The organism is Klebsiella sp. 141240, from assembly GCF_050600805.1.
Classification (GTDB): Bacteria; Pseudomonadota; Gammaproteobacteria; order Enterobacterales; family Enterobacteriaceae; genus Klebsiella; species Klebsiella aerogenes.
Map to the genome: position 1 here is coordinate 231647 of NZ_JAQIRK010000005.1, position 14971 is coordinate 246617.

Below are 14971 nucleotides of genomic sequence, written 5' to 3' on the forward strand. Positions count from 1 at the left end.
ATGTCATGCACCGGCGAAACAATAGTTGCTGGTAAAAAAGCGTGTGAGGTAGAGGCGGCAAACAAGTGCCTGAAGGTGAAAAGACGTCGATGACGGTCCATACGGCGGGCTATGCCCTATACTCCTGAGTAATTAAACGGAAGCTAAACATAGCAAAATATAGCGCAGAATTGGCAAAAATTTACCTGTCTTTGCAATAGCTAAGGCTATTTTTTGCGCTGCGAAATTATTGATTATCGAAGCGTAATTTACGGAGCTCCATCACATTAATTATTTTTTCACTATCTAAAATAATTCGCGGTAGTAATTAATTTAGATCTTACACCCTTACTGAATCGATTTTTCCACAAGAGTGATTCAGGATGTATCAGACCAGATGATGCATTCACCATAATAACGGAGGTAGCAAGTGACGATTGCTATTGTAATAGGCACACATGGTTGGGCTGCAGAACAACTGCTGAAAACCGCAGAAATGCTGTTGGGCGAGCAGGAAAACGTTGGCTGGATCGATTTCGTTCCCGGTGAAAATGCCGAAACGCTGATCGAAAAGTACAATGCACAGCTGGCAAAACTGGATACCACAAAAGGCGTGCTGTTCCTCGTCGATACGTGTGGCGGTAGTCCATTTAACGCGGCAAGCCGCATTGTTGTTGATAAAGAAAACTATGAAGTGATCGCTGGCGTCAACGTCCCGATGCTGGTCGAAACCTTTATGGCCCGCGATGACGATCCGTCGTTTGATGAGCTGGTGGCGCTGGCGGTGGAAACCGGTAGCGAAGGCGTGAAAGCGCTGAAAGCCAAACCGGTTGAAAAAGCGGCGCCGGTTCAGGCTGCCGCGCCGAAAGCGGCAACGCCCGCTAAACCGATGGGTCCAAATGATTACATGGTGATTGGCCTGGCGCGTATCGATGACCGTCTTATCCACGGCCAGGTTGCGACCCGCTGGACCAAAGAGACTAACGTCACCCGCATTATCGTGGTCAGCGATGAAGTTGCCGCCGACACGGTGCGCAAAACGCTGCTGACCCAGGTGGCTCCTCCGGGCGTGACCGCTCACGTTGTTGATGTCGCGAAGATGATTCGCGTCTACAACAACCCGAAATACGCCGGCGAGCGCGTCATGCTGCTGTTCACTAACCCAACCGACGTGGAACGTATTGTTGAAGGCGGCGTGAAAATTACCAGCGTCAACATCGGCGGTATGGCTTTCCGCCAGGGTAAAACGCAGGTCAATAACGCTATTTCGGTCGATGCGACAGATATCGAAGCATTCAAGAAGTTGAATGCCCGCGGTATTGAACTGGAAGCGCGTAAAGTTTCCACCGACCAGAAACTGAAAATGATGGATTTGATCGCCAAGGTGGGTAATTAACCCGGCGCTCGCGAGCCAACCTTCACTTTAAGACTTAATCAACAGGAGAAGTACAATGGAGATTACCCTTCTTCAGATTGTGCTGGTGTTCATCGTCGCGTGTATTGCGGGTATGGAGTCGGTACTTGATGAATTTCAGTTCCACCGTCCTCTGGTCGCCTGTACGTTAATTGGCGCCGTTCTCGGTGACATGAAAACCGGTATCATCATCGGCGGTACGCTGGAAATGATCGCCCTCGGCTGGATGAACATCGGTGCGGCGGTTGCGCCTGATGCCGCGCTGGCATCCATTATTTCTACCGTACTGGTTATCGCCGGTCACCAAAGCATTGGCGCCGGTATCGCGCTGGCTATCCCGCTGGCGGCGGCAGGCCAGGTTCTGACCATTATCGTTCGTACCATTACCGTTGCCTTCCAGCACGCGGCGGATAAAGCCGCTGAAAACGGTAACCTGACGGCCATCTCCTGGCTGCACGTTTCCTCGCTGTTCCTGCAGGCGATGCGTATCGCCATCCCGGCGGTTATCGTAGCCATCTCTGTCGGCACCAGCGAAGTTCAGGGTCTGCTGAACGCCATTCCGGAAGTGGTGACTGGCGGTCTGAATATCGCAGGCGGCATGATCGTCGTCGTCGGTTACGCGATGGTCATCAACATGATGCGCGCGGGCTACCTGATGCCGTTCTTCTATCTCGGTTTCGTCACCGCGGCCTTCACCAATTTCAACCTGGTTGCGCTGGGTGTGATTGGTGCCGTCATGGCCATTCTCTACATTCAGCTGAGCCCGAAATATAACCGCGTAGCGGGTGCCCCGGCTCAGGCGGCTGGTAACAACGATCTCGATAACGAACTGGACTAACAGGTGAGCGAAATGGTTGATATGACTAAAAATACCACCGAGAAAAAACTCACTCAGAGTGATATTCGTGGCGTGTTCATTCGTTCTAACCTGTTCCAGGGTTCATGGAACTTCGAACGTATGCAGGCGCTGGGCTTCTGCTTCTCTATGGTTCCGGCAATCCGTCGCCTGTACCCGGAGAACAACGATGCGCGTAAGCAGGCTATTAAGCGTCACCTTGAGTTCTTCAACACCCATCCATACGTCGCGGCGCCGGTACTCGGCGTAACGCTGGCGATGGAAGAACAGCGTGCTAACGGCGCGGAAATCGACGATGGCGCGATCAACGGTATCAAAGTCGGTTTGATGGGGCCGCTGGCAGGCGTCGGCGACCCGATCTTCTGGGGTACCGTGCGTCCGGTATTCGCCGCGCTCGGCGCCGGTATCGCGATGAGCGGTAGCCTGCTTGGTCCGCTACTGTTCTTCATCCTGTTCAATGCCGTGCGTCTGCTGACCCGCTACTACGGCGTAGCATACGGCTATCGGAAAGGCGTGGACATCGTTAAGGATATGGGCGGCGGATTCCTGCAGAAACTGACCGAGGGGGCATCAATCCTCGGCCTGTTTGTCATGGGGGCCCTGGTTAACAAATGGACGCATGTCAATATTCCCCTGGTGGTTTCCACTATCACCGGTCAGGATGGCCAGACTCGTGTGACCACCGTGCAGACCATCCTTGACCAGCTGATGCCGGGACTGGTGCCGCTGCTGCTGACCTTCGCTTGTATGTGGCTGCTGCGTAAGAAAGTCAACCCGCTGTGGATCATCGTTGGCTTCTTCGTCATCGGTATCGCCGGCTATGCGGTCGGCCTGCTGGGTCAATAATCGTCACGTAGTAGGCCGGGGGCAGTTTTGTCCCCGGCTTTTTTTTTAGCGTAAAAACGTGTACCTGTACGCAGGTCCACGCTGCCTGGAGGATCAATGGCAATCACGGAGCTGGTGCTCATTCTGTTTATCGTCGCCCTGGTGGCTTTCGCTATCTACGACCAATTCATCATGCCGCGCCGCAATGGCCCCACCCTGCTGTCAATCCCCCTGCTGCGTCGTGGACGCGTCGACGGGATGATTTTCGTCGGCCTGACGGCGATTCTCATCTACAACAATATTGCCAGCCACGGCGAAATAATCACCACCTGGTTATTATCTGCGCTGGCATTAATGGGGTTATATCTGTTCTGGATCCGTACGCCGCGAATTCTGTTCAAAAAGAGCGGTTTTTTCTTTGCCAACGTGTGGATTGAATATCCGCGCATTAAAGCAATGAATTTGTCGGAAGACGGCGTACTGGTGATGCAATTAGAGCAGCGGCGCCTGCTTATCCGCGTACGAAATATCGACGACCTGGAAAAAATATACAAACTACTCGTTACCAGTCAATGAGTTACAGATATAGCCTGCGCTATATTTCCGCCATTCATCGCTGTCGGAATATATAGCCATGGCTATATTTACTCCCCTCACCCCGTTATATTATTTAACCAATCCTTCACTTAATATTTTAAATGAAAATCGTTATCATTTATTGTTGTTAATATTATTTTTCTGTGATTGTTTTATCTTCTAAAAATATGTTAAGGTTGCGCCCGTCGTTGGGGAGTAGCCGATTTTCCGCAGGTGGAAAATGTACGTGTCAACATACTCGTTGCAAAACGTGGCACGTACGGGTTGAGCGGTCGTTCAATCAGGCGAGACCATAGATACATCACTGCTGTACGTTATGCTCAAGCTCCGCGTATATTTACTGGGGGCAGCGATGTGTCATATGGATATTCCCCGGTCAGGACACGCTCATGAATATTTCTGCCACTATCCTTCTTGCCTTTGGTATGTCGATGGACGCGTTTGCCGCTTCTATCGGTAAAGGCGCCACCCTGCATAAACCTAAGTTCTCCGAAGCGCTACGCACCGGTCTTATATTCGGCGCGATCGAAACCCTGACGCCGCTGGTCGGCTGGGGCCTGGGCATGTTGGCCAGCCAGTTTGTGCTGGAATGGAACCACTGGATCGCGTTCGTGCTGCTGGTGTTTCTCGGCGGGCGTATGGTCATTGAAGGTTTTCGCGGCGGCGATGACGATGAATGTGAAGCGCCGCGTCGCCACGGCTTCTGGCTGCTGGTGACCACCGCATTCGCTACCAGTCTTGACGCGATGGCCGTTGGCGTGGGGCTTGCTTTCCTGCAGGTCAATATTATCGCCACCGCGCTGGCTATCGGCTGCGCCACCTTTACCATGTCAACGCTGGGAATTATGGTTGGCCGCTTTATCGGCCCGCTGCTCGGCAAACGGGCCGAAATTCTTGGCGGTATCGTGCTAATCGGTATCGGCGCGCAGATTCTGTGGGGCCATTTCGCGCCGTAGCCCTTACCCCTCGCGCTGCCAGCAGTGAATCATGAAATCGGTCTGGCAGCCAAAGATTTCCTGCTGGCGTAACGACTCCCTGACTTCCGGTTTCGCTCGCCATGCAAACGGCGTCATCTGTAGTAATGCTTCCGCCTGCGCGCCGCTCAACTGCATCGGATAAGCTAACTGCTGCTCATGACGCAGCGTAAAGCCCGGCATCGCTTCCCGGTTCTGTTCATGCAGACGAACTTCATCGTAGATTAGCCCTTTCAGTTCCATCAGATGGCGCGGCCCAGGGGTGGCGGTAATCACCCAACCGCCTGCCTTTACTACACGCGCCAGTTCATCGGCGTTACAGGGCGCATAAATACGCACGACGGCATCCAGAGATTGATCGGCAAAAGGCAACCGTTGGCTGGAAGCCACGCAGAATTCGACCTGTGGGTAACGTTTTGCGGCGGCGCGGATCGCCGATTTTGAGACATCGAGGCCGAAACTGCGTGCGGCAACGGCGGCGAAAGCATGCGTGTAGTATCCCTCTCCGCAGCCGATATCCAGCAGCTCGCCCGGGGCGAAAGTCCGCAGATAGCCGCAAATCGCCTCGCGCAGCGGTTGATAATATCCGCCATCGAGGAAAGCGCGGCGCGCCTGCATCATCTCAGCGCTATCGCCCGGATCGCGTGAACGTTTGAACTGCACCGGCAGTAAATTGACATACCCTTCCTTTGCCAGATCGAACTGGTGCCGCTGCGGGCAAATATAGCTATTTGCGCTGCGGCTAAGCGGCGCGTGGCATAGTGGGCAGGTGTAAGACATGATAACTCCGGTGGCGCTGAAAGGGCGAAAGTGTAGCGCTATTCGCCCTCGCAGACCACTGTTACAACGCGGGAGGCAGATCCTCGCGGTTATGCATGACGATAAGATTCTCAGAGCCTTGCGGCATACCGTCGGGCATCACGTTTTCCAGACGCAGTACGTCGCCCATAATCTGACTGAATACCGGGGCAGATACCGCCCCGCCGTAGTATTTGCCGTTACTGGGATCGTTTATCACCACCACCAAGGCATACTTCGGCTGACTGGCCGGCGCCACCCCGGCGGTATAGGCGACGTATTTATCGATGTATTTACCGTCAGGGCCAATTTTCTTCGCCGTACCCGTTTTTACCGCGATACGATAATCACGTACCGCCGCTTTTGTCCCGCCGCCCCCCGGTAACGCCACGCTCTCCATCATATGTTCAACCTCATGTACGATCTCTTGCGGCATAACTCGCGTCCCGATAACCGGCGGATCGATACGAGTTATCGACAGCGGGCGCTCAATACCGTAACCGCCGATCGTCGCATAGACATGCGCCAGCTGTAGCGGCGTAACCATCAGTCCATAGCCAAAGGCGAAGGTGGCACGATCCAGCTCGCCCCAATAGCGGCGATGCGGCATCAGCCCGGAGCTTTCACCGGTCAAGCCAAGCCCGGTCGGGTCGCCAAAGCCAAAGGCCTTGTAAGTGTCAATCAGATGCTGCACCGGCATCGCCAGCGAGAGGTGCGAAACTCCGGTATCGCTCGATTTTTGCAGAATACCGGTGAGCGTCAGCTCGGGATAATAACCCACATCGCGAATGCGATGGCCATCAAGCGTAAAGGGATGGGTATCGACTACGCTATCCGGCTGCACGATACCCTGCTGTAACGCGGTCATAATCACCAGCGGTTTGACCGTTGAACCCGGCTCAAAGGTATCGCTGATAGCGCGATTTCGAAAATCATCGAGCTGGGCGCTGTCGCGGTTATTAGGGTTAAAATCCGGGTAGCTGGCCATCGACAGGATTTCGCCGGTATCAATCTTGATCAACACCGCCGCGCCTGATTCCGCCTTGTTCCAACGCACGGCATTATCCAGCGCATCCTCCGTGACCGTTTGCAGGCGCTCGTCAATACTAAGCTGCAGATTATGCGCCGGAACGGCGGCCTGCTCGGTGATATTCTCAATCACATGGCCGTGACGGTCTTTACGCACCAGCCGGCGCCCGGGCGTTCCCATTAGCTGTTTGTTAAAGCTTTTCTCAACCCCTTCGATGCCCTGATTATCTACATTGGTAAAGCCCAGCAGGTTCGCCGCGACGTGCCCGGCGGGATAGAAACGGCGGGACTCATCGCGCAAATAAACGCCCGGCAGGTGCAATTTATCGATCCAGTCGGCCTGTTCCGGATTCACCTGGCGCGCCAGATAAAGAAAGCGAGCGTGCGGATGCGACTGCACCCGATGAGAGAGTTCAATAAGATCGATATGCAACGCTTCCGCCATTGCCTGCCAGCGCGGGCCATAGCCGACGCCGCCCTTTTCCAGCATGGTCTGCGGATCTATCCAGATAGCGCTTACCGGCACGCTCACCGCCAGCGGGCGTCCTTCACGATCGCTAATAGTTCCGCGCATCACGGCGATGGGTTCTTCACGCAGCGAACGCATATCCTCTTGTTTAACCAGATTATCCGGAGAGACGATTTGCAGCCAACCTACCCTCGCCAGCAGAAATCCAAGACATCCCAAAATCGCCACACACAGCAACCCAAAACGGATAGGGAGAAAATTTGTGACCGACTTACTTTTATTCTTTTGCACCGTAGCTCCAGCATTATTTTGCAACCACCTGATTTAACAGAAAATTGGCAAAACAGACTGCTAAACAGTGCTAATAAGGGTGATGTTTTGCAACAAAGCGCGTCGGAGGGGAAAAATTGGAAATACTTTGCAACAGATGCTAAAAAGCCCCGCTATAGCGAGGCTTTCTTACAAGATGAGTGGTCTTGAATCAGATAGCAGTTACGTTAACTGCAGCCGGACCTTTCTGGCCGTCCTGAATTTCGAACTCAACGTTCTGGCCTTCAGCCAGAGTTTTGAAGCCGTTACCCTGGATTGCAGAGAAGTGTACGAACACGTCTTTGCTGCCATCAGCCGGAGTAATGAAGCCAAAACCTTTAGACTCGTTGAACCACTTAACTTGACCTTTAATCTTTGCCATTTGCAAAATTCCTTAAACTGTTTTCTTCACCCGCAGGTGCTTACATAGATAAAACTGACACATAACTGCATGAGGCACTAATATAAGGTTCGGCAGAGAAGCGGTATTCAACGACAACGTGTTTACTCAGGACTTCTTTACTGAAAATGCCACACATAAACAGAACTGTACCTCGTTTAACCCGAAACGTGTTATCACACACAACGTAAATAATGGCAAGCCATTTTTAAACGTGTCACGATCGTTCGCACAAATTATCAGGAAATCATTTGATCGCCTGCACATTTATGCGTCTTTGCCGCGCCTGGCTTATCATTGCATTGTCACCAAACAAACAATAACGTATGCCTGATAAATGCAACTTTTTTACCATAGCTCAACAACTTCTGTTCGTCCAGGTACGTACGTATACGAACTGCCATATTTAAGGGGGCGTTGCGGCGTAATGTGCATAATGATGCGCAAATGACTCTGAAGAACAAGAGGAAATCGCCTTAACTATCCCTGTCATAGGGTTAATTAAAGCGCTAACTCATGACGACACAAATATTCGCTAAAATAGACGTTAATAATGAAACATTAATGACAAAGTATTGCCATCAGGCAATAGAAACGTTTCGTTATTACTTTTTTTGATTAGCTCAAAAGATTATTCAATATGTGAAATAGAGCGTAGATGTTTAATCTATTAAACGGAAACGGTTTGGCGTGGAATAAGAGATTACATAAGAATAAGTTATAGCAAAATTTTATGACACTCACAGGCGCGCACAGGATGTGCACACCTGTTCATCAACTTAACGTTCAGCAACGAGACGAATGAAATCGTCGTCGTTTTTCTCCTTCTCAGCCGCTGAAGGTTCAACAACCTCTTCTTTCTCCGGCTCATTGGCTTCACAGAGACGGCGCAGCAGCGCGTTCTGCCGCTTTTGTTGATCAAGCAGCGACTGCAGCAGTTCAATTTGCTCATTGCTACGTGAACTGGCACGATTCACAAAGAACCACAGCAGCAGCCCTACAAGCAGCAGTACAACGGAAAGCGCCAGAGACGCCAGACTTACAATCCCAGGATTCAGTAACTCACTCATTTCACCACCTCAAAGAGAAGGCGTTCATTCTACCACCCACGCGGCAGAAGAAAATCCGTCGGCACAAAAATGTCTTACCAGGGGATGAACTTGTTAATAGCGCAAATACCGCTGAAAAATTGTACATCCTGATCGCACATTACGTTAAGCATCTGAGTCCACAGCAGTAAACAACCCGCTATGACAACGATCAGCAAAACCCAGCGTAATTTTTTCACTCCACTCTCCGTACCATAATCAGATGTGGCCAGGATAACATGGCCTTCTTAAACCGCGGCTAACTGTAATACGAAAGGCGAGTTTAGGAATCATAGACTTGTATCAAATAATGTTCATGCCAGAATAAACGTCAGGATCATACAAATAACGAGGCAACAATGCGATTGATCATTCGCTCTATTGTCATACTAGCAATCGTCTGGATTGGCGTATTATTAAGCGGTTATGGCGTGTTAATTGGCAGCAATCAGAATGCTGGCGGGTTGGGACTACAGTGCAAATACCTGACGGCGCAAGGCATCACCACCGCACAATATGTTCACTCTGATAGCGGTATTATCGGTATTACCAACTGCCCGATTCTGCGTAAAAGCGTCAAGGTTATCGATCAGGGTTAAAACAACTGGAGCTACAGCATCGCGCTGTAGCTCTCTCTGACTATCAGAACGGATAATTGTTAAAACCCATCTGCTCGGAAATCTTACGCGCGGCGGCATGCAGCATCGCCACATACTCGTGCAAACGTTCTTCAGAGAAGCGTAGCGTCGGGAAGGAAATACTCAAGCCGGCAATTACCACGCCGAAGCGGTCGAAGACCGGCACCGCAATACAGCGTAATCCTTCTTCCTGCTCCTCATTGTCTTCGCCATAGCCCTGTTCGCGCACCTGGTCCAGCACTTTCAACAGCTCGCTGGTATCAGTAATGGTGCGCTCGGTGCTACGTTTGTACTCCACTCCTTCCATGATTTGCTCGACTTCCGCCCGGTCGCGCCACGCCAGCAGCACTTTGCCAATGGCGGTGCTATACAGCGGATTACGTCGGCCGATACGCGAATACATCCGCAGGTTATACATGGAATCAATTTTGTGGATATAAACGATGCTGTCTTCATCCAGCGCGCCGAGGTGAATCGTCTCTTTGGTCAGGCGAGAAATTTCACGCATCTGGATATCCGCGCTGCGGATCAGGTCAACGTTCTGCAACGCCCGCGCGCCAAGCTCGAATAACTTCAACGTTAAAGAATATTTCTCAGACTCGCCTTCCTGTGCAACATAGCCCAGTGACTTCATCGTCTGTAAAAAACGATACACCGTGCTTTTAGACATCATCACACGCTGTGACAATTCGGTGATACCAATCTCACGCTCTTCGCCCAAAGCCTGCAGGATGCCAAAAACTTTTAATACTGAAGAGACAGAATCTGGCTGTTTATCCATATCAGCAGCTGCCATTGTTCACCTCATCGTAACTGTTTTATAAAATTCAGAACTGTTTTTTATTATAAATTCACATTATGACCGTCGCAATCGTTGTTCTGCGAGTTGGTTACAAATCTGCGACTTATGGTTGAATAATCAATGCTAAAATCATTAATCAGAAAATAGTTTCCTCTAAGACTTAAACTTCACATGGATAAAAAAATTTTGGATGGCCTGCCGGTACCGCAGCGCTACGGCGCCATTCTGACGATTGTGTTAGGCCTGACGATGGCCGTACTCGACGGCGCTATCGCCAACGTCGCCCTACCGACGATTGCCACCGACCTTAATGCCTCGCCGGCATCGTCAATCTGGATAGTCAACGCCTACCAAATAGCCATCGTCATCGCCCTGCTACCACTATCGTTTCTTGGCGATATGGTTGGCTATCGGCGCATCTATAAAATCGGTCTGGTGGTATTCACTATCACCTCGCTGATTTGCGCACTCTCCCGAAGCCTTGAAATGTTGACGCTGGCGCGAGTGGCTCAAGGTTTAGGCGGCGCGGCGCTGATGAGCGTCAACACGGCGCTGATTCGCCTTATCTATCCGAAGAGACAACTAGGTCGCGGAATGGGCATCAACTCTTTCGTCGTTGCCGTCTCCTCCGCCGCGGGGCCAACCATTGCCGCCGCTATTCTTTCGCTTGCTTCCTGGCAATGGCTGTTTTTAATCAACGTACCGCTGGGGATTATTTCTATCTTCCTCGCCATGCGTTTTTTGCCACCCAACAGCACTGCCAGCAAAATTACCCGTTTCGATCTGCCGAGCGCGATAATGAACGCCCTCACCTTCGGGCTGCTCATCACGGCGCTCGGCGGCTTTGCCCAGGGGCAATCCGGTTATCTGGTGCTCGCGGAAGTCATCGCCATGCTGATTATCGGCTTCTTCTTTGTGCGCCGGCAGTTGCGCATGCCGGTACCACTGTTACCGGTTGATTTACTGCGAATTCCGATCTTTTCGCTCTCTATCTGTACCTCGATCTGTTCTTTTTGCGCTCAGATGCTGGCGATGGTCTCCCTGCCTTTTTTCCTGCAAACCGTTATCGGACGCAGTGAAGTAGAGACCGGGCTGCTGTTAACGCCGTGGCCATTGGCGACCATGGTGATGGCCCCTCTGGCGGGTTACTTGATAGAGAAAGTTCATGCCGGGCTACTGGGGGCAATGGGGCTGCTGATCATGGCCTGTGGCCTGTTTGGTCTTGCGCTATTACCCTCTTCCCCTTCCGACCTCGATATTATCTGGCGGATGGCGCTGTGCGGCGCAGGCTTCGGGCTGTTTCAGTCACCAAACAACCATACCATTGTCTCCTCCGCGCCAGGCCATCGCAGCGGCGGCGCCAGCGGCATGTTGGGGACCGCACGGTTACTGGGACAAAGTAGCGGCGCCGCGCTGGTCGCCCTGCTGTTTAACCTGGCAGGCGATAGCGGCACCCACACCGCGCTTCTGCTGGCCGGCTCCCTGGCGGTCATTGCCGCCGCCATCAGCGGGCTACGCGTAACTCAACCGCGCGCCGCCTGATAGCGCGCGGCCAAAAAAAATCCGCAGCCCGAAAGCTGCGGATTTTTATTTTCAGCGTTTGTACGCCAGATTATTTCAGATATTCTCCGCTACGCAGCGCTTCAATGCGTTTGTCCAACGGCGGATGGGTCATGAACAGTTCGCTCATCGACTTCGCTTTACCGTTGATACAGAACGCCATCATGCTGCTGGCTTCCTGCGGTTCATAGCTGGTTTTCAAGCGCTGCAAGGCAGCAATCATTTTCTCACGACCGACCAATTTGGCGGAACCAGCATCGGCGTGGAATTCACGGTAGCGCGAGAACCACATGGTAATGATGCTGGCGAGAATACCGAACACCAGTTCCAGTACGGTTGCGACCGCAAAGTAGATAAGCGGGTTACCATTGCTGCTTTCGCCTTCATCTTCACGATTACCGCCGAGGAAACCAGCCGCAATCTGCGCGATAACGCGGGAGATAAAGATAACGAAGGTGTTCACTACCCCCTGAATCAGCGTCATGGTGACCATGTCGCCATTGGCAATATGGCTGATTTCGTGCGCGATAACGGCTTCCGCTTCGTCACGGCTCATATTCTGAAGCAAGCCGGTGCTCACGGCGACCAGAGAAGCGTCGCGGCGCGCGCCGGTGGCGAAGGCGTTAATGTCCGGGGCGTGATAAATCGCCACCTGCGGCATGCCGATGCCCGCCTGCTGCGCCTGCTGCGCGACGGTACTCATCAGCCAACGTTCAGTTTCGTTACGCGGCTGTTCGATAACTTCCCCACCAACCGACTTCAGCGCCATCCATTTCGACATCAGCAGCGAAACGATCGAGCCGCCGAAACCAAACAGCAGCGCCATGATCAGCAGGCCGGTCATGCTGCTCGACTGGATCCCCGTCAGGCTAAGCACCAGGCCAAACACCACCATGACTGCCAGGTTAGTCAGCAGGAAAAGCGCGATTCGCATCATAATATTCTTTTTACCTCGATTTAACAAAACGCACTATGCGATACCCATATCGTATGGGTCAGATGCTAATTTTCAACTATCAGGCCCTGCTAAGTCACGAGAAAGACACAACTTTACATTTTGTAGCATATCGCTGACACCCTATGAGAGTGTTGACATTTTTGTTGAATAAAGTCGAAGGGCAGATGAAGAGAGAAAAAGAAACGGGCACAATCACTTGTGCCCGTTGAGGAGTTATTTGCTTACCGGCGGCTCTACCGGAGGCTGCGCTTTTTCCTGTTGCGCCAGGTCAATCGCAATATGCACGGTCTCATCAAGATATGGATCCGGTTCCTGATAATCCTTCGGCAGATCGTCAATCTTTTTGAGCAGCGGCTTGCCTTCGCGTTTCAGGCGATCGTTCACCCGCGCCAGACGAATCGCATCATCTTCTTCATTCTCTTTCTCACGCTGCGCGTAGTTCAGAGAAACGATATTGCGCTTGTCTTTCATGGCGTTAAAGCGTGCAATATCTTTAATGATGTACTGGAATTCCGGATCTTTCGCGATACGGTCTTCATGGCGCTTAAGCAGTTCTGGTTCGAACGGTTTCATATCGCCCGACTTCACGTAGGTCGCCGGATCGATACTATCCCACGGCAGCGCGTTATCTTCATACTGCTCGCCGGTATCGCGATCTTCTTTACCGGTTGGCATCATGATGTCCGGAGTAACCCCTTTACGCTGAGTGCTGCCGCCGTTAATGCGGTAGAACTTCTGGATGGTGTACTGCACGGAACCTAACGCCGGCCATTCCGGGCGCAGCATTTGATCGTAGATACGATTAAGCGAACGATACTGCTGAACGGTACCTTTACCAAAGGTCTGCTCGCCGACGATCAGCGCACGGCCATAGTCCTGCATCGCGGCGGCAAAAATTTCCGATGCCGAGGCGCTGAAGCGATCGACTAAGACCACCAGCGGGCCTTTATAGTAAACCACACCGTCGGTATCGCTATCTTCGCGGACCTTACCGTTGTTATCACGCACCTGCACCACCGGGCCGGATGGGATAAACAGACCGGAGAGCGAAACCGCCTCCGTCAGCGCCCCACCGCCGTTACTGCGCAGATCGATGACGATACTGCTGACATTCTGTTTTTCCAGCTTCTGCAGTTGCACTTTGACATCATCAGTCAGACCAACGTAGAACCCCGGGATATCCAGCACGCCGACTTTTTCTTTACCGACGGTTTTAACCGACATCTTAACCGCGCGGTCTTCAAGACGAATACGCTCGCGGGTCAGAGTAACAATACGGGTTTTTGCCCCTTTGCCAGCCGGCAGAACTTCCAGGCGAACTTTGCTGCCCTTCGGTCCTTTGATCAGCGCGACAACATCATCCAGCCGCCAGCCGATAACATCAACCATGCTCTTACCCGGCTGACCGACGCCGACGATACGGTCGCCAACGCTAATCGCTTTGCTCTTCGCCGCCGGACCGCCGGCAACCAGTGAATTGATCACCGTGTAGTCGTCGTCCATCTGCAGCACCGCGCCAATACCTTCCAGAGACAGGCTCATTTCAGTATTGAACTGTTCGGTGTTACGCGGGGAGAGATAGTTGGTATGCGGGTCGATTTCGCGCGCGAAAGCGGTCATCGCCAGCGAGAAGACGTCTTCGCTGTTGGTTTGGGCCAGGCGACGAATCGCAAACTTGTAACGCCTGGTCAGGGTTTCACGAATTTCTTTATCGTCTTTACCCGCCAGCTTCAGGCTCAGTTCATCGAACTTCACCTTGGCGTCCCAAAGCGCGTTAAGCTCGGCTTCATCCTTCGGCCACGGCGCTTTGCTGCGATCGAGGTTGAAGTTGTCGTTGCCGGTAAAATTCATCGGACGATCCAGTACCTTTAAGGCGTACTGGTAACGCTCAAAGCGACGCTTCTGCGCGAGGTTATACAGGTCGTAGAAAACGTCCAGTTTACCGCTGCGCAGTTCGTCGCCGATTTTATTTTTTTGCGCCGCATACTGAGAAACATCGCTGGCCAGCAGCACGTTATGGCTGTAATCCAGCAGATTCAGATAGCGGTCGAAAATCTTTGCCGAAAAGGCGTTATCGAGATCAAACTGCCGATAATGGGAACGGGTAAAGCGCGAGGTAACGCGCTCACTTACCGTCGCGTGCTGCGGCTCTTCTTTCAGCACGGGAATTTGATCGACTCGGGTGATATCGTCCACGGCGAAGGCATGGCCTGCTATTGCTAGCAGGCCCGCAAGCGCGGTGAGCTTAAAAAGTTTGTTCATGCCTGGCCCGGCC

15 protein-coding genes, 1 pseudogene and 1 riboswitch are annotated in these 14971 nt (G+C 52.3%); of the genes and pseudogenes, 7 read left to right on the forward strand and 9 right to left on the reverse strand.

Going from position 1 to position 14971, the window contains the following annotated elements:
- The first annotated feature begins 409 nt into the window (after positions 1–409).
- The 5 genes from manX to mntP all read left to right on the forward strand — a co-directional run bounded on the left by manX (position 410) and on the right by mntP (position 4627).
- On the forward strand, positions 410–1375 hold the full coding sequence (gene manX, locus PGQ95_RS11945; protein ID WP_430918216.1) for a PTS mannose transporter subunit IIAB: 966 nt from the start codon (positions 410–412) through the stop codon (positions 1373–1375).
- Between the two features lie 55 nt (positions 1376–1430).
- A complete protein-coding gene (locus PGQ95_RS11950; RefSeq protein WP_015366039.1) occupies positions 1431–2231 on the forward strand; it encodes a PTS mannose/fructose/sorbose transporter subunit IIC in 801 nt (266 codons plus the stop codon).
- A gap of 12 nt (positions 2232–2243) precedes the next feature.
- Complete coding sequence (locus PGQ95_RS11955) at positions 2244–3095, forward strand: PTS mannose transporter subunit IID (protein ID WP_015366038.1); 852 nt, start codon at positions 2244–2246, stop codon at positions 3093–3095.
- Positions 3096–3191: 96 nt separating this feature from the next.
- Entirely contained in the window at positions 3192–3650 is a 459-nt protein-coding gene (locus tag PGQ95_RS11960) for a DUF986 family protein (protein ID WP_015366037.1), read from the forward strand.
- A gap of 199 nt (positions 3651–3849) precedes the next feature.
- Positions 3850–3999, forward strand: a riboswitch (yybP-ykoY riboswitch).
- Between the two features lie 61 nt (positions 4000–4060).
- Positions 4061–4627: a manganese efflux pump MntP gene (mntP, locus tag PGQ95_RS11965; RefSeq protein ID WP_015366036.1), complete on the forward strand. Its 567-nt coding sequence runs from the start codon at positions 4061–4063 to the stop codon at positions 4625–4627.
- Positions 4628–4630: 3 nt separating this feature from the next.
- Here the strand turns inward: mntP and rlmA are convergent, their stop codons facing one another.
- The 6 genes and pseudogenes from rlmA to mgrB form a co-directional block, all read right to left on the reverse strand.
- Positions 4631–5425, reverse strand: coding sequence for a 23S rRNA (guanine(745)-N(1))-methyltransferase (gene rlmA / locus PGQ95_RS11970; RefSeq protein ID WP_430918218.1), 795 nt, complete (start codon positions 5423–5425; stop codon positions 4631–4633).
- 61 nt (positions 5426–5486) lie between these two features.
- The gene (gene ftsI / locus PGQ95_RS11975) at positions 5487–7232 is read right to left on the reverse strand and encodes a peptidoglycan glycosyltransferase FtsI (RefSeq protein WP_213316883.1); all 1746 of its coding nucleotides are present in this window, start codon (positions 7230–7232) and stop codon (positions 5487–5489) included.
- A 190-nt stretch (positions 7233–7422) separates the two neighbouring features.
- Positions 7423–7632 (reverse strand): transcription antiterminator/RNA stability regulator CspE, encoded by a 210-nt coding sequence (gene cspE, locus PGQ95_RS11980; RefSeq protein WP_001062678.1) that lies wholly within the window; start codon positions 7630–7632, stop codon positions 7423–7425.
- Between the two features lie 12 nt (positions 7633–7644).
- Positions 7645–7789 (reverse strand): annotated as a pseudogene (locus PGQ95_RS11985) (DUF2627 domain-containing protein).
- A 640-nt stretch (positions 7790–8429) separates the two neighbouring features.
- Positions 8430–8720, reverse strand: a complete 291-nt coding sequence (locus PGQ95_RS11990; RefSeq protein WP_087860564.1) for a YebO family protein — start codon at positions 8718–8720, stop codon at positions 8430–8432.
- Between the two features lie 74 nt (positions 8721–8794).
- Positions 8795–8938: a PhoP/PhoQ regulator MgrB gene (gene mgrB, locus PGQ95_RS11995; protein WP_015366032.1), complete on the reverse strand. Its 144-nt coding sequence runs from the start codon at positions 8936–8938 to the stop codon at positions 8795–8797.
- A gap of 159 nt (positions 8939–9097) precedes the next feature.
- On the opposite strand from mgrB, the gene PGQ95_RS12000 reads away from it, so the two are divergent.
- Positions 9098–9337 carry a YobH family protein gene (locus PGQ95_RS12000; protein ID WP_015705933.1) on the forward strand — a complete coding sequence of 80 codons (240 nt, stop codon included), beginning with the start codon at positions 9098–9100 and terminating at the stop codon, positions 9335–9337.
- A 43-nt stretch (positions 9338–9380) separates the two neighbouring features.
- Here PGQ95_RS12000 and kdgR read toward each other — a convergent pair whose 3' ends face one another.
- Entirely contained in the window at positions 9381–10172 is a 792-nt protein-coding gene (gene kdgR / locus PGQ95_RS12005; RefSeq protein ID WP_113373580.1) for a DNA-binding transcriptional regulator KdgR, read from the reverse strand.
- Positions 10173–10349: 177 nt separating this feature from the next.
- Between kdgR and PGQ95_RS12010 the strand changes: the two genes are divergently transcribed.
- Positions 10350–11720 (forward strand): MFS transporter, encoded by a 1371-nt coding sequence (locus tag PGQ95_RS12010; protein WP_087860561.1) that lies wholly within the window; start codon positions 10350–10352, stop codon positions 11718–11720.
- 70 nt (positions 11721–11790) lie between these two features.
- Here the strand turns inward: PGQ95_RS12010 and htpX are convergent, their stop codons facing one another.
- Positions 11791–12675, reverse strand: a complete 885-nt coding sequence (htpX, locus tag PGQ95_RS12015) for a protease HtpX (protein ID WP_087860560.1) — start codon at positions 12673–12675, stop codon at positions 11791–11793.
- 234 nt (positions 12676–12909) lie between these two features.
- Positions 12910–14958: a carboxy terminal-processing peptidase gene (prc, locus tag PGQ95_RS12020; protein ID WP_087860559.1), complete on the reverse strand. Its 2049-nt coding sequence runs from the start codon at positions 14956–14958 to the stop codon at positions 12910–12912.
- Positions 14959–14971 lie beyond the last annotated feature (13 nt).

Bases quoted from the DNA above. Each gene is read 5' to 3' on its own strand.
- kdgR (WP_113373580.1), bottom strand. From the start codon at position 10,172: ATGGCAGCTGCTGATATGGATAAACAGCCAGATTCTGTCTCTTCAGTA.
- PGQ95_RS12010 (WP_087860561.1), top strand. From the start codon at position 10,350: ATGGATAAAAAAATTTTGGATGGCCTGCCGGTACCGCAGCGCTACGGC.
- prc (WP_087860559.1), bottom strand. From the start codon at position 14,958: ATGAACAAACTTTTTAAGCTCACCGCGCTTGCGGGCCTGCTAGCAATA.
- cspE (WP_001062678.1), bottom strand. From the start codon at position 7,632: ATGGCAAAGATTAAAGGTCAAGTTAAGTGGTTCAACGAGTCTAAAGGT.
- PGQ95_RS11990 (WP_087860564.1), bottom strand. From the start codon at position 8,720: ATGAGTGAGTTACTGAATCCTGGGATTGTAAGTCTGGCGTCTCTGGCG.
- PGQ95_RS11955 (WP_015366038.1), top strand. From the start codon at position 2,244: ATGGTTGATATGACTAAAAATACCACCGAGAAAAAACTCACTCAGAGT.
- PGQ95_RS11960 (WP_015366037.1), top strand. From the start codon at position 3,192: ATGGCAATCACGGAGCTGGTGCTCATTCTGTTTATCGTCGCCCTGGTG.
- htpX (WP_087860560.1), bottom strand. From the start codon at position 12,675: ATGATGCGAATCGCGCTTTTCCTGCTGACTAACCTGGCAGTCATGGTG.
- rlmA (WP_430918218.1), bottom strand. From the start codon at position 5,425: ATGTCTTACACCTGCCCACTATGCCACGCGCCGCTTAGCCGCAGCGCA.
- PGQ95_RS12000 (WP_015705933.1), top strand. From the start codon at position 9,098: ATGCGATTGATCATTCGCTCTATTGTCATACTAGCAATCGTCTGGATT.
- mntP (WP_015366036.1), top strand. From the start codon at position 4,061: ATGAATATTTCTGCCACTATCCTTCTTGCCTTTGGTATGTCGATGGAC.
- PGQ95_RS11950 (WP_015366039.1), top strand. From the start codon at position 1,431: ATGGAGATTACCCTTCTTCAGATTGTGCTGGTGTTCATCGTCGCGTGT.